Here is a 13982-nt window from a genome sequence, read left to right as displayed (position 1 = left end):
TACGGACTCCCTGTGCGGAACGGACACCCTCGAATCACCCCTGGCGCAGCGTGTAACCGACACCTCGGACCGTCTGGATCAGCGGTGGGCCGCCGTCCTCCAGCTTGCGCCGCAGATAGCTGATGTAGACCGCCAGGTTCTTCGACTCGGGGCCGAAGTCGTAACCCCAGATGCGGTCGTAGATGGTGGTGTGGTCCAGGACGATGCCGGAGTTGCGCATGAGCAGTTCGAGCAGGTCGAACTCGGTCTTGGACAGTTCCACCTCGCGTTCGCCGCGCCAGACGCGCCGGGCTCGGGCGTCCAGGCGCAGTTCCCCCACCCGCAGGGGCGCCTCTTCGTCGAACCCTTCCGTGATGGGCGCGGCGCGGCGCAGCAGGGCGCGCAGCCGGGCGAGGAGTTCGTCGAGCTCGAAGGGTTTGGCGAGGTAGTCGTCGGCGCCGGCGTCCAGCCCGGCCACCCGATCGGGGGTCTCGACCCGTGCGGTGAGCATGAGGATGGGGGTGCGGTCGTGCTCGGCCCTCAGCACCCGGGCCACCCCCAGGCCGTCGACCCCGGGCATCATGACGTCCAGGACCAGCAGGTCGGCGGGCTCCGCGTGGACGGCGGCCAGGGCCTGGACGCCGTCGGCGACCGTGCGCACCGTGTACCCCTCCAGTTGGAGGGCGCGTTCCAGGGACTCCCTGATGGCCCGGTCGTCGTCGGCGACCAGGACGGTGGCGGTGCTTTCCATGCGCCCATGCTCTCTCACCAGGGTGAGAGAGCGGTAAGAAGCCGTCAGGAACGGGGTGTGGCGTTTCCGGGCGGGCCGGGGTCAGGCGTCCGGGTCGAAGGCGCGGGTGCGCTCCATTCCGGCGGCGCGGCCCTTGCCCGCCACCACCAGCGCCATCTTCCGGGAGGCCTCGTCGAGCATCTCCTCGCCCAGCATGACGGCACCGCGCCGGTCCACGGTGGTGGCGTGCGCGTAGGCGTCGAGGATGAGTTCGGCGTGGTCGTAGTCCTCCTGGGAGGGAGCGAACACCTCGTTGGCGGCCTCCACCTGGAGCGGGTGCAGCACCCACTTGCCGTCGAAGCCGAGCGCGGAGGTGCGTCCGGCGGAGCGACGGAACGCGTCGACGTCGCGGATCTGGAGGTAGGGGCCGTCGATGGCCTGGATCCCGTGGGCTCGGGCGGCCACCAGGATGCGCATGAGGACGTGGTGGTAGGCGTCGCCGGTGTCGTATCCGGGCGGTTGCTCGCCGACCACGAGACTCTTCATGTTGAGGGAGGCCATGAAGTCGGCGGGACCGTAGACCAGGCTCTCCAGCCGTGGGGAGGCGGCCGCGATCTCGTCCACGTTCACCAGGCCCTTGGCGTCCTCGATCTGCGCCTCGATGCCGATCCGGCCGACGGGCAGGCGCATGGCGCGTTCGATCTGGGTGAGGAGCGTGTCGAGCCAGTGGATGTCGCGGGCGGCGGTCACCTTGGGCAGCACCAGGGTGTCCAGGTGGGCGCCGGCGTTCTCGACCACGGTGATGACGTCGCGGTAGGCCCATTCGGTGGAGATGTCGTTGACCCGCACGGAGCGGACCTTGTCCTCCCAGCCGCCACCGGTGAGCGCCTCGACCACGGTGGTGCGCGCCGTCTCCTTCTCCAGGGGAGCGACCGCGTCCTCCAAGTCGAGGAAGAACGCGTCGACGTCCAATCCTCGTGCCTTCTCCACGAACCGGGGATTGGACCCCGGTACCGCGAGCACCGACCGTCGCGACCTCGGTTCTGCCATGGCGTGTTCTCCCGTGGTGTGAGACGGGTCCCGTCCGGGCCCGCGCGCCTCATCATCGCACCGTGCGGTGCATAGAGTGTGGCCCGGGTCCGATGAGGGCGGGCCCGTGGATCGCACGGGGGAATGCACATGGCCGCGAAGCCGCACCCGACCAGCACGCACTGGGGTGCCTACCGGGTCGAGGTCGAGGACGATCGGGTGGTGGGGGTGCGTCCCGACCCCCGTGATCCCGCGCCGTCCCCGCTGATGGCCAACACACCGGGCGCCCAGCACCACCGCACCCGGGTGGCCCGACCGGCGGTGCGGCGCCGTTGGTTGGAGCACGGCCCCGGGGCGGACCCCCGGCGCGGCGATCCCGACGACGAGTACGTGGAGGTGGAGTGGTCCACGGCGCTGGACCTGCTCGCCAACGAACTGGACCGGGTGCGCACCCGGCACGGCAACGCCGCGATCTTCGGCGGTTCCTACGGGTGGGGCAGCGCGGGGCGGATCCACCACGCGCAGAGCCAACTGCATCGGTTCCTCAACACCATCGGCGGGTACACGCGGTCGCGCACCACCTATAGCCACGGGGCGGTGGAGGTGCTGTTCCCGAGGATCATCGGCGTGCCGGCCGCCAACCGGCTCCTGCACCGTGCCCCGTCCTGGGAGCGGATCCGCGAGCACACCGAACTCCTCGTGAGCTTCGGTGGGCTGCGGGTGTCGAACACGTGGATCGCCTCCGGTGGGCGGGCGGCGCAGACGGCGGGCCCGGCGATGCGCGCGGCCTCGGACGCCGGGGTGGAGTTCGTGTCGGTGTCCCCGTTGCGCGACGACACCTCCGCGGACCTCAAGTGCACGTGGATGTCGTTGAAGCCGGGCACCGACACGGCCGTGCTGCTGGCGCTCATGCACGTGCTGTTCGACGAGGGGCTGGCCGACACCGCCTTCCTGGACCGGTACACCGTCGGCGCCGACCGGCTGCGCGCCTACGTGATGGGCGAACGCGACGAACACGGTGAGCCGGGCGGGGTGGAACGTTCCCCCGAGTGGGCGGAGCGGCTGAGCGGTGTGCCCGCCGACGACCTCCGGGCGTTGGCCCGCCGGATGACGGAGAAGCGCACCCTGGTCAACGTGGGTTGGTCGGTGCAGCGCGCCAAGTACGGCGAACAGCCGCTGTGGGCGGGGCTCGCCCTGGCGTGCTGCCTGGGCCAGGTGGGTTCACCCGGTGGCGGGTTCGCCTCGGGGTACGGCTCCATGGGCAACTACGGCGGTGGCGCGACCCCGGTGGGGCTGCCGCGCATGCCGCAGGGCACGAACGCGGTGGACTCGCTGATCCCGGTGGCCAAGATCTCCGACATGCTGTTGCACCCGGGCGAGCCCTACGACTACGACGGGGAGCGCAGGCATTTCCCCGACATCCGGCTCGTGTACTGGGCGGGCGGCAACCCCTTCCACCACCACCAGGACCTGAACCGGCTGACCCGGGCGTTCGGTCGGCCGGAGACCGTGGTGGTGCACGAGACGCACTGGACGGCCACGGCCAGGCACGCCGACATCGTCATCCCGGCGACCACCGTGCTGGAGCGCGACGACATGGCGGCCAGCCAGGGCGACCTGGCGTTGCGGGCGATGCCCCGGGTGGTCCCACCGCACGGGCAGGCGCGCGACGAGTACGACACCTACACCGACCTGGCCGAACGGATGGGTGTGCGGGAGGAGTTCACCGAGGGGCGTACCTCCTGGGAGTGGATGCGCCTGGCCTATGGACGGTGGCGTTCCCTGCTGGCCCGCCGCGACCTGGAGGTCCCCGACTTCGACGGGTTCTGGGAGCGGGGACGGATCGAGATACCGGGCCGGATCGAGGACGCGGCGCTCATGGGCGAATTCCGGGAGGACCCCGAGGACAGTCCGTTGCGCACGCCGAGCGGGCGCATCGAGCTGTACTCGGAGACCATCGCGTCGTTCGGGTACGAGGATTGCCCCGGCCACCCGGTGTGGTTGCCCGGGCCGGCCGTCACCGACCAGGGTGAGGACGGGGCGGAGCGGCCGCTGGTGCTGGTGGCCAACCAGCCGCGCGAGCGTTTCCACAGCCAGCAAGACATGGGCAAGTACAGTGCCGCGCAGAAGGTCCACGGCAGGGCGCCGCTGCGGATGCACCCCGAGGACGCCGAGGCGGCCGGGGTGTCCGAGGGCGACGTGGTGCGGGTGACGGGGCCGAGCGGTTCCTGTCTGGCCGGGGTGGTGGTCGACGACGCGCCGCGCCCCGGCGTGGTGCAGCTGTCCACGGGCGTTTGGTACGACCCGTCGGGTTCGGACGTGACCTGTGTGCACGGCAATCCGAACGCGCTGGCCCGGGACGAGGGAACGTCCTCGCTGGGGCAGGGGTGCACGGGGCAGTTGATCAGGGTCCGGGTGGAGCCCTACGAGGGCGACCCGCCCCCCGTCCGGATCTTCCACCCGCCACTGGGCGTCACCACCCAGACCTGAACCCGTCCGAGTCAGGGCATCACCTTCCACGAACCTGACGGGACCGCCGTCATCATGATCCTCATGAAGACCTCCCGAATCCACCTACCGGCCCTTCTCGTCGCGCGCTACCGTGCGGTCGATCGCGAACTCGTCGGCTCCGCGATCGTGGATACACCTCGTCATCTGGACGCGCTGACGATCGACATCGAGGAGCGCGGGATCCTGACATCGCTCCGCCTCGGCTTCAACGACGAATTCGGCACCCTCGACGGTAACCACCGGATCGCCGTGGCCCTTCGTCTCGGTCTGGTGTCGGTTCCCGTCCTGTTGTTCGAGGAGCCCTTGGTCCCTCGACCGTTCCACGCACGCCCGATGCTCCCCGACGACCTGGCCGTCCTCGAAGACGCTCGGGTCAGCGGGTGAGGAGGCGGTCGGCTCGGCGGGGCAGCACCAGACCGACCAGCGCGGGTAGCGCGTAGCCCACCTGTCCGGGGGCGAGCATGCCGAGGATGACGCCGGTGTTGGCGGAGGGTGCGCGCAGGAATTCCCGCATCCGGGGGTGCGCGTAGGGCACCCCATTACCCATGGACAGCAGGCTGACCAGGGCCACGCCGACCAGGGCGGTCCACACCATCCCGCCGGTGCCGGCGCGGGCCAGCCAGTTCTGTAGGTGGTCCAGGGCCACCACCGCGTACGCGGGTTCGGCGAGGTTCGGCATGCTCCACGTACCCCACTGCATCGCACCGGCCAGGACCGCCAGGGCGGCGGCCGACACGGCGACGGCACCGGTGGCGGTACCCGCCAGCCCCAGTCGGAAGGACAGCTCACGGGCCTGGCCGGCCAGTTCCTCCTGGGAGGGGTGGCGGCGCCACGGCCGCCCCTCGGACCGGGCCTCCCCCATGGCGTTGGCCCGGCGTCGGCGCAGGAAGCGCAGGGTGTCGCAGAGCGCACCCGGACCACGCCGGGCGGCCCGGGTCGCGGCGGCGAACTCGTGCACGATGGCGGTCACGGTGGTGGCCAGGGTGATCGGCAGATCCGCCCCGACCAGGGCCGTGCGACGGAACGTCGGGGCGATGTCGGCGGGCACCCGCACCCGCATGGACACCGAACGTCCGTGCGCCCATCGGCGCAGGCGGGCCAGCGGGGGTCGTCCCGGCAGCGGGGGCGTGGTCTCGGCGGCGGAGGCGATCAGCCGGTGGTCCATGCCCACCGCGAACACCAGGACCAGCAGCAACAGCCACGGGGTGAGCGCACCGCCGCCCAGCACGCGGTGCAGGAAGGTCGAGACCGGGTCCAGGGTGGCGGCGGCCAGCAGCGCGTTGAAGTGCAGGTGTTCCAGGTACACGAGCCCGGCGGCCAGGAGCGGCAGCAGCCACGTCCAGTTTCCGTAACGGCGTCGCCCGACGATGGCCAGGCCCAGGGCGCCGGCGATCAGCCCGGTGACGACGGCGTGCCCGGAGAAGATCGCCAGCACCTCGCCCTCGGGGCCGGAGATGGTGCTGCCACCGGGCAGGAACAGGCCTGCGGAACCCGTGGCGGGCACGGAGAACTCGGTGAACAACCGTTCCGCCAATTGGAACCCGGCCCCCGACGCCGCGCCCAACAGCAGGATGTCGACGGCGGCCAGGCGACGCATACGTCGACGGGCCAGGAAGACGAAGACCAGCAGCGGCGCCAACTTCGCCGCTTCCTCGACGGTGACCGCCACGTAGGTGTAGCCGAGCGCGTCGTACGGTTCCAGGCCGGCCAACCCCACGATCGCCCCCTCCAGGAGGGCCACCGGCCACAGCAGGAGCACCCCGAGGGCCACCACCCGCATCAGGGTCGCGAAGGACACGGTGCGCGAACGCGCCAGGAACGCCAGTTGGAACAGCAGGACGAAGGTGAGGACCAGGGCGGGCAGGGCGGGACCGAGTTCCGGTGCGCTCAGCGGCGCCACCAACAGCACCACGACCATGAGCCAGTTCCAGCCGCCGCGCGAGGCGCGCAGCGAGCGCAGGGCTCGGGGGGAGCGAACCCGGGCGCGTTCGGCCCGCCGCGAGAGACGTTCGTACAGGTCGGGCCCGGGGCCCCGGTTCCGGGCGTGCCGGGCTCCGGGTTCGATGCAGTGGTATCGCTGGGCGGCACTCAGCAGTTCGGGGCGTTTGGTCCGTTGTGCCTTGGCCGCGAACTCCTCCCGCACACCGGGGATGTCGGAGCCGACGATCTCGCGGACGAAGTCGGCGGGGCCGGAGGCGATGGTGAGTTCGTTGGCGGCGACCAGGACGGCTGCGGAGAAGTCCTCGACGCAGACGAGGAAGTCGGTGGGTTCGGCCCCCCAACCCCGGATGAGGTCGACGAGGGTCTCGGTGTGCAGCGGCACCTCGGTGACCGGTTCGTAGGAGAACTCGCCCCGGGTGCGGCAGACCAGGAGCCGTTCCACGCCCAGGGCGCGGCCCGCGTCGACGATCCCGCGGATGAGGTTGCGGTCCCGGGGCACCGAGAAGGGGGTGGTGACCTTGCCTCCGGCCCGGACCCACTGCGGGTCGAACTCGGTCGGTGCGGCACAGACGCGCAGCACGAGATCGCGCGCGAGCATGGCCTGTTCTTGCATGGGTGTCCTCGTACCGGGGGGTGGGGAGCACGTGGGGCCGTCCATGTCCGGCACTGGTCCGGTACGGGGGCGGCCCGGCACGAGCATAACGGCGAAGGGTTCACCCGGAACATGCGCGTCGGGGACTTGTGTTCCGTTCGTCGCCGAATGTCACGTATCGGCAGGTGAGAGGGTTCTCGACGATGTGCCCGGCACGACGGGCACCTTGCGGGAGGGTCGTGGGCCGGCTCCGAAGGCGTCGGCGCACAGTTGCAGGAAGTGACGCACCACCGGCAGGGACACGGCCCAGCCGGTCAGGGCCCACCCCAGGTGCAGGTGTTCCATCGCCCTCGCCAACGCCGCCAGACCGCTCCAACGCGTGCCGTCGGCACCTTCGTAGGTGATCCGGTACAGCACCTCCGGGTGGTCGGCGGCCGGGCGCATGCGCAGCGCCGTGGGTCGACGCGTCGCCACCCAGTTGCCCACCCCGCGGCACATTCCGCAGTCCATCGCCACGAACAGGGTGCCCTCGGCCCGCCCCGGCCAGGGCCGCCACCGGGGCAGCCAGGGGCGCACCCCCGCCCGGTACTCGGTCCAGGCGGCGCCGAAGTCCGCGCGCAGCCGGCCGCCCTCGTGCCAGGAGGCGAACCCGGCCCCGTAGGCGAGGCAGACCACCGCGCCGAGCGCCAGTACGGGGTGCAGCAGGCCCAGCACCAGGTACACGAGCGCCATGGAGAGCTGCATCGGGTTGCGCACGTAGGCGTAGGGGCCGCTGGTGACCAGGCGTTCGGGTGGGTCGTAGGGCAGCGGGGTGCCACGTCCCACGGCGGCGAACTCCCGGGCGGCGGCCAGACCGGGCAGGCAGGCCAGGGCCAGTAGTTGGACCAGGACGGACAGTGTTTCGGGCGTGGGCGGCTCGATCCGGACCCGGCTGGTCAGCACGTACACCGGCAGGGCGACCGTCAGCCCGACCGCGAGCAGCGCCTGGGTCCACACCCGCGCGGTGAGCAGTTGCCGGTGCCGGGTCCAGTAGGCCAGCAGCGACGCGGGGATCAGGCACAGCGCCACCCCCAGGATCTCGCCGAGCAGCCACCGCGACCCCAGCACCACCACGGGTTCGGCGAGCGGCATGAGGATCATGTCCAGCCAGACCAGCAGTCCGGTGACCAGGGGGACCGGAAGCAGGCGCAGCAGCAGCGCGGGGAGGGCTCCCCACAGCAGGACCCACGCCAGCGTCAGATCCACCGGCAGTCCCTGCCACACGGCGCCTTCGGCGTGGAAGGACCACCAGCCGGCGTGCACCGCGTACAGGTTCAGTGGGATGAGCGTGAGCAGGGCCCAGGCGGACGCCACGATCATCGACGCCGTCTCGCGGTGGGTCGGGGCACGCCACAGGCACAGCACGATCAGCGCCACGAGCGGCAGGAACAGGCCCAGGCCGCGCACGAGCAGGGCGGGGAGTTCGGGGGTCACCGGACGGCCTCCGCGAAGGTGTCGGCGAGGTAGGCCGCGGCCAGGTCGGTGGCGTAGGACTGGATCGGACCGAAGTACCAGGAGGGGTCGTAGGTGCGGGTGTAGTCGAACTCCCAGGTCAGTCTGGTGGCGTCGCCCTCCCGTTCCCAGGTGGCGGTGGCGGTGCGCAGGTCCAGCCATCGGGCGAGGGTGGTGTCCTCGGTGACGTCGAAGACCACCCGGCCGCCGTCGTCGTCGATCCGGCTCTCGGTGATCTCCAACTCCATGGTGCGCGGAGTGGGTTCGTCGCCCAAGGCCAGGGTGGTGCGCGGGGTGAAGTGGATCAGGCGGTCGTCGCCCGCCTCCAGGCCCTCCCCCACCGCCTCGACCGGTTCGGGGAAGGGGACCGCGCCCAGGAAGAACGCCTCGGGGGCCTCGTAGACGGGCGGGGCGGCGAGTGCGGCGGCGACCTGTTCGGGGGTCGCCGGCACCAGCACGGACCCCGTGCCGGTGTCCTCCCGAGGCAGCAGGGAGAGGCCGGCGACCCCCTCCAGGGTGAGCGCGAACAGGACCGGGACGGCGACGAAGGCGTGCGGTCCGTACCGATCCCGGCCGGACACGGCGACGCCCAGCCAGGTGATCAGGGCGACCAGCCCGTAGATCAGCGGGGCCGCGATGACCAGGCAGACCAGGCCTTCCCCGAGCAGTGGGCCGGAGAGCAGCAGCATGACGGTGGTGATGGCCATGGCCACCCCGACGGCGCTCTGGGGACGGGCCGAGAGCACCACGATCAGGGCGAGGACGACGGGGAGACCGACGTAGAACAGGGCGGTCTGGTCCAGGCCGCCGAGACTCGTCACCCGCAGGAGCACGAGTAGGGGGAAGACGCCCAGCGCCAGGATCCCGGCGAGGATCCAGCGGGCGGCCGAGGGTCTGTACGCGGGCACGCGGTCCTCCCCCTCGAACCACGTGCTGGGCGGGGTTCCGGGGACGGCGCGGCGACCGGCGGCGTGGCGTGCGGCGGTCTCCTCGTCGGAGGGACGGTCGTCGGGCTCGTGCGGTTCCGGCATGGGAGGGCTCCTCTCAGTTGTCCAACTGATTGAATCATTCGCTTTAATCACTTGATTAAACCGTATGATGAAGTTCGACGAAAGGGAGGGTCATGGCCAAAGGTGGCGGCGGAGGCCGCAGAAGCAGCGAGGAGACCAAGGAACGCCTGCTCACTGCAGCGAGCGAGGTTCTGCGCGAAGAGGGGTACTCCGGGGCCTCGGCGCGGACCATCGCCACACGCGCCGAGGCCAACTCGGCGCTGGTCTTCTACCACTACGGCGGGGTCGACCAACTACTACTGGCCGCGCTGGACCGGTCCAGCGCCGAGCGCATGGCCATGTACGAAGAGCTCGCGTCGAACGCCCGCACGCTCGAAGAACTGGTGGAGGTCGCCACCCGGATCCACCGGACCGACCTGGAACGCGGTTACATCACCGAATTCACGCAGCTGGTCGCCGCCGCCGTCGGCAAACCCGAGCTGCGCGAGGAGATCCGGACGCGATCGGAACCCTGGATCGACTTCATCGCCGGGCAGTGGGAGCGTGTGGTGGGCGGCTCACCCCTGGGCCGGCTGCTGCCCGCGCGGGAGGTCGCCCACGCCGCGATCACCTACTACCTGGGGGTGAACCTGTTCTCCGTGCTCGACGAGGACCACTCCCGTAGCGAAGCGGTGTTCGACCTGGCCGGAGCCCTCGCCCCCCGCGCCCGGCTACTGACCCTGCGCCTGCCCAGGCGCGCCGAGAAGAAGGAGCACGAGTGAGCGTTCGTGTCGCCGAGGGGATCGAATTCCCCGACACCGCCGATGGTCACCGTTGGGTGGCCGCGGCCGCGATCATCGACGAGCGAGGCAACGTCTTCGCCCAGCGCAGGTCGGCCACCCGCAAGGTCTTCCCGCACTGTTGGGACGTCGTCGGCGGCCACGTCGAGGAGGGTGAGGGCATGCTCGACGCCCTGACCCGCGAGGTCCACGAGGAGACCGGGTGGAGGTTGAGCGAGGTGATCGCCGAGTTGCACCGACTGGACTGGGACCCGGGTGACGGGGCCGTCCGCCGCGAGATCGACTACCTGGTCCGCGTCGAGGGCGACCTGAACCGGCCCACGCTGGAGGTCGGCAAGCACACCGAGTTCATGTGGGTGGACGAGTCCAAGGTGCCCCTGCTGCACGACGCCCGCGACCCCGGCGACTACTTCATCGCCGACATCGTCCAGAAGGGCCTGGACGCCGCCCGCGCCCTCACCTGATCGACACCTGGAGAGCGATCGCCGTCCGCGGTCACTTCTGTTCCAGGACCTCCCTCAGGGCGAGGGGGAGCGCGTCCAGCAGGTCCGAGGTGCTGATCGGGGCGCCGTCCCGCGCCAACACGGCCGCGCGCCCGTGCAGGTAGGCGGCGCACAGGGCGGCCTCCTGCGAGTGCAGCCCCGCCGCCAGCAACGCGCCCGCCATCCCCGAGAGCACGTCCCCCGAACCCGCCGTCGCGAGCAGCGGCGTCCCCGTCGGGTTGGCCACGACCGGTGCGCCCGGATGGGCGATCAGCGTCGTCGACCCCTTCAACAGCACGGTCGCGCGATACCGGGAGGCCGCGCGGGACACGTGTTCCAGGCGCCGGGCCTCGATGTCGGACCGTTCGGTGTCGGGCAACAGCCGGGCCAGTTCCCCGGCGTGCGGGGTGAGCAGGGTGGGCGCGGAACGTTCGCGCACCAGTTCGGCGAGGTGTTCCTCGGCACCGACCAACGTGAGCGCGTCGGCGTCGAGCAGCACCGGCCGATCGCTCTCCAGTACGTCCTTCACCTCGTCCACGTTGGCCGGGTCGGTGCCTCGCCCCGAACCGATCACGACGGCGCCGACGCGCCCCGGGGTCAGGTCGGTGCTGCTGCGCGGGTCCAGGTGCTCGCCGACCGTTTCCGGCCAGCGGGCGATCACCTGGGAGAGCACCTCTTCTCCACCGCCGTACCGGACCATCCCCACGCCGGTGCGCAGCGCCCCGCCCACGCACAGGACGGCGGCGCCCGGGTAACGGTCGGAGCCGGCCCGCACGGCGAGCACGCCCCGGCGGTACTTGTCGGACTCCGCCCCCGGTGTGGGAAGCAGCCGCGCGATGTCCACAGCCTGTGGACGGAGGAGGTCGGACCCGGGCAGTTCCGGCCCAAGACCGATGTCGACGAGATGGACGCTCCCGGCCCGTTCGGCGCCGGGGTCGACGAACAGCCCCGGCTTGTACGTGCCGAAGGTGATCGTGGCGTCGGCGGCGATCGCGGGCCCGGCGACCTCCCCGGTGTCGGCGTCCACGCCGCTGGGCAGGTCCACCGCGACCACCGGGGCCGGCGAGTTCACGGCCAGGGCGGCCAACGCGGCGTGGGGTTCGCGCAAGCCCCCGCGCCCGCCGATGCCGACGAGCCCGTCGACGATCAGGTCGGTGTCGAAGAGCGCGGTCTGCACGTCGTCGGGAAGTGCCTCTTCCTTCGCCACGGTCAGGACACGACCGCCCGCGCGCCGCAGCGCCGACGCACCGCCCGGGTGGAGCCGTGACCCGGCGGCCACCGCGCGCACGAAGGAACCCCGGGCGGCCAGATCCGCCCCCGCGTACAGGGCGTCGCCGCCGTTGTCACCGCTGCCCACCAAGAGAGTGACGCGGGAGCCGTACACCCGGGGCAGCATCCGGGAGCAGTGCACGGCCAGTCCGGTGGCGGCGCGACGCATGAGGGCGCCTTCGGGCAGGCGGGCCATGAGCGCCTGTTCGGCCTCGCGGACGACGCTGACGTTGTGGGCTGGGAGCACCGGCAACCTCCGAAGGACGGGTCGGATGTTCCATCGTGACGCACCGGAGCCGGGTAACACCTGTCCCACCACACCCATAAGCGATCGACTTTTTGGACATATCGCTCGTTGTTATGGGATCAACACGTAGAGAAGTCATTCGTGGGGACAATGGAGGTATGCCTCGACCGAGCAAATACGTGTCCAGGTCCGATCTAGGTTGGGGGAGCTCCCCGGCCGACCAGGCGAACCCCCGTTCCGGCCTGGTCATCCACTACGACTCAGCCGACCAGAACCTGGCGGGCAAGGACCACTCCGCCTGTCTGTCCTACTGGCGCAGCACCCGTGACTTCCACACCGGCCCCGAACGCGGTTGGGCCGACATCGGGTACTGCGTCGACACCGAGACCGAGATCCTCACCGAGAACGGGTGGCGGACCTTCCGTGAGATCGCCGCGGGCGACCTCGTCCTCACCCTCGACCACACGACCGGCTCCTCCCGGTGGCAGCCGCTGACCGCGGTCAACGTCTTTCCCGCCGTGCCACGCGAGCTGGTCCGGATGGAGGGAGCCGGTCATTCCTCCCTCACCACCGACCGACACCGCTGGCCCGTCGAACGCCCCTCCGCCACCGGCGAACCCGAACGGGCGTGGGCGACCAGCGCGACCCTGCGGGCACGGGACCTGATCACGCTGTCCGCACCCTGTCAGGCACCGCCCACCGAACCCAAGTGGCCCGACCCCCTGGTGGAACGGCTCGCGCGCGTCTGCGTGCTCCGGGAACCGCACACGGGCGTCGACCACGGTGATCTCCTTCCCGAGGAGATCACCGAACACGCCCCCGACGGGGCGCCCTCGCACGGGTTCCTGTCCTCCCTGACCGGCCCACAACTCGACCTGTTCCTGCGGGTCGTGTCCGACACCGGCCAGGAGGGGCCGGGCACCCTGGTCGCGTCCGGCCCGGCGGTCGCCGAGTCGCTGCTGTTCGCCGCCGTCCTCGCCGGGAAGGCGGCCGTCCGGCACGAACGGGGGGACGGGCACCGGGTGAGCCTGCTCGACCGGGACCGGGTCTCCCCCGAGGACGTCACCCGCACCCGGGAACCGCACGACGGTCCCGTCTGGTGTCCCACCACCCCCGACGGGACCTGGCTGGCCCGCCGACGGGGCACGGTGTACTTCACCGGCAACTCCTTCATGGCGTGCCCGCACGGGTACGTGATCGAGGGGCGGGGGCTGTATCGCACCCAGGCCGCCCAACCCGGCGGCAACACCAGTCACTACTCGTGCACGCTCGCCACCGGTCCCAAGGACCCGATCACCCCCGAGCAGATCAACGCGGTCCGGGCCCTTCGGCAGTGGCTCATGGAGCCCGACACCTCCATCGCGGGCAGTGTCTCGGGGCACCGCGACTTCATCTCCACGTCCTGCCCCGGAGACAAGGCCTACAAGCTCGTACAGGACGGCACCTTCGCCGAGGACCCCGACGACACAGAGGGAGACGACGACATGCCCCGACACCGCAGGTTCGAGAAGGACGATGCCCAGGCCCTGGAACCCGGCGACTGGGCGAGTCTGGCGTTCGACCGGCGGCACGACGGCGATACCGGCGAGTTCTACTCGCTGGTGGGGGTCGAGGAGACCGACGGCGCCTACTACGACATCTCCGTCGGGGTGACCCTGGACGGCGTCACCCCCGGCAGCGAAGTGCAGATCCGCGCCACCGAGTACGAGTCCGACGGTGACGGCGGCTGGAAGATCGCCCGCAACCGCCCCCAGCACAGCCCCGTGCACAAGGGCGGGCAGGGACACTTCACCTACTCGTGGAAGGGCAACCTGGCGGAGGGCCGACGGGTCCGCATCCGCCTCGTCCAGTTCGGTGACGCCCAGGCCCAGGTGATCTCCGCGACCACGGACGTCTTCTACTGGCCCCGCTGATCGAGTACC

Annotated in this window: 11 protein-coding genes; 5 read left to right on the top strand and 6 right to left on the bottom strand. The window is 71.1% G+C overall.

Going from position 1 to position 13982, the window contains the following annotated elements; translation table 11 throughout:
• Positions 1–34 precede the first annotated feature (34 nt).
• Positions 35–730, bottom strand: a complete 696-nt coding sequence (locus BQ8420_RS13755; protein WP_087099066.1) for a response regulator transcription factor — start codon at positions 728–730, stop codon at positions 35–37.
• Between the two features lie 81 nt (positions 731–811).
• Positions 812–1759, bottom strand: coding sequence for a CoA ester lyase (locus tag BQ8420_RS13750; RefSeq protein WP_087099064.1), 948 nt, complete (start codon positions 1757–1759; stop codon positions 812–814).
• A 129-nt stretch (positions 1760–1888) separates the two neighbouring features.
• Between BQ8420_RS13750 and BQ8420_RS13745 the strand changes: the two genes are divergently transcribed.
• Positions 1889–4228, top strand: a complete 2340-nt coding sequence (locus BQ8420_RS13745) for a molybdopterin-dependent oxidoreductase (protein WP_200815927.1) — start codon at positions 1889–1891, stop codon at positions 4226–4228.
• A 63-nt stretch (positions 4229–4291) separates the two neighbouring features.
• Positions 4292–4633 carry a hypothetical protein gene (locus BQ8420_RS13740; protein ID WP_143847247.1) on the top strand — a complete coding sequence of 114 codons (342 nt, stop codon included), beginning with the start codon at positions 4292–4294 and terminating at the stop codon, positions 4631–4633.
• Here the strand turns inward: BQ8420_RS13740 and BQ8420_RS13735 are convergent.
• The 3 genes from BQ8420_RS13735 to BQ8420_RS13725 all read right to left on the bottom strand — a co-directional run bounded on the left by BQ8420_RS13735 (position 4623) and on the right by BQ8420_RS13725 (position 9304).
• A complete protein-coding gene (locus tag BQ8420_RS13735) occupies positions 4623–6803 on the bottom strand; it encodes a PrsW family glutamic-type intramembrane protease (protein WP_200815926.1) in 2181 nt (726 codons plus the stop codon). The genes BQ8420_RS13740 and BQ8420_RS13735 overlap by 11 nt on opposite strands.
• A 150-nt stretch (positions 6804–6953) precedes the next feature.
• The gene (locus BQ8420_RS13730) at positions 6954–8255 is read right to left on the bottom strand and encodes an isoprenylcysteine carboxylmethyltransferase family protein (protein ID WP_087099056.1); all 1302 of its coding nucleotides are present in this window, start codon (positions 8253–8255) and stop codon (positions 6954–6956) included.
• Positions 8252–9304, bottom strand: a complete 1053-nt coding sequence (locus BQ8420_RS13725) for a hypothetical protein (RefSeq protein WP_235006186.1) — start codon at positions 9302–9304, stop codon at positions 8252–8254. Before BQ8420_RS13725 ends, BQ8420_RS13730 begins: the two co-directional genes overlap by 4 nt.
• A gap of 92 nt (positions 9305–9396) precedes the next feature.
• Between BQ8420_RS13725 and BQ8420_RS13720 the strand changes: the two genes are divergently transcribed.
• Entirely contained in the window at positions 9397–10044 is a 648-nt protein-coding gene (locus tag BQ8420_RS13720; protein WP_087099054.1) for a TetR/AcrR family transcriptional regulator, read from the top strand.
• The gene (locus tag BQ8420_RS13715) at positions 10041–10526 is read left to right on the top strand and encodes an NUDIX domain-containing protein (protein WP_087099052.1); all 486 of its coding nucleotides are present in this window, start codon (positions 10041–10043) and stop codon (positions 10524–10526) included. Before BQ8420_RS13720 ends, BQ8420_RS13715 begins: the two co-directional genes overlap by 4 nt.
• Before the next feature lie 31 nt (positions 10527–10557).
• Here the strand turns inward: BQ8420_RS13715 and BQ8420_RS13710 are convergent, their stop codons facing one another.
• Complete coding sequence (locus BQ8420_RS13710) at positions 10558–12060, bottom strand: NAD(P)H-hydrate dehydratase (protein WP_235006184.1); 1503 nt, start codon at positions 12058–12060, stop codon at positions 10558–10560.
• A 158-nt stretch (positions 12061–12218) separates the two neighbouring features.
• Between BQ8420_RS13710 and BQ8420_RS13705 the strand changes: the two genes are divergently transcribed.
• Positions 12219–13973 carry an N-acetylmuramoyl-L-alanine amidase gene (locus tag BQ8420_RS13705; RefSeq protein ID WP_235006182.1) on the top strand — a complete coding sequence of 585 codons (1755 nt, stop codon included), beginning with the start codon at positions 12219–12221 and terminating at the stop codon, positions 13971–13973.
• Positions 13974–13982 lie beyond the last annotated feature (9 nt).

The sequence above is a fragment of the Nocardiopsis sp. JB363 genome, from assembly GCF_900143625.1.
Taxonomy (GTDB): Bacteria; Actinomycetota; Actinomycetes; order Streptosporangiales; family Streptosporangiaceae; genus Nocardiopsis.
Note: the sequence above shows the minus strand (reverse complement) of the source record. Positions and strands in the feature narration are given on the sequence as shown.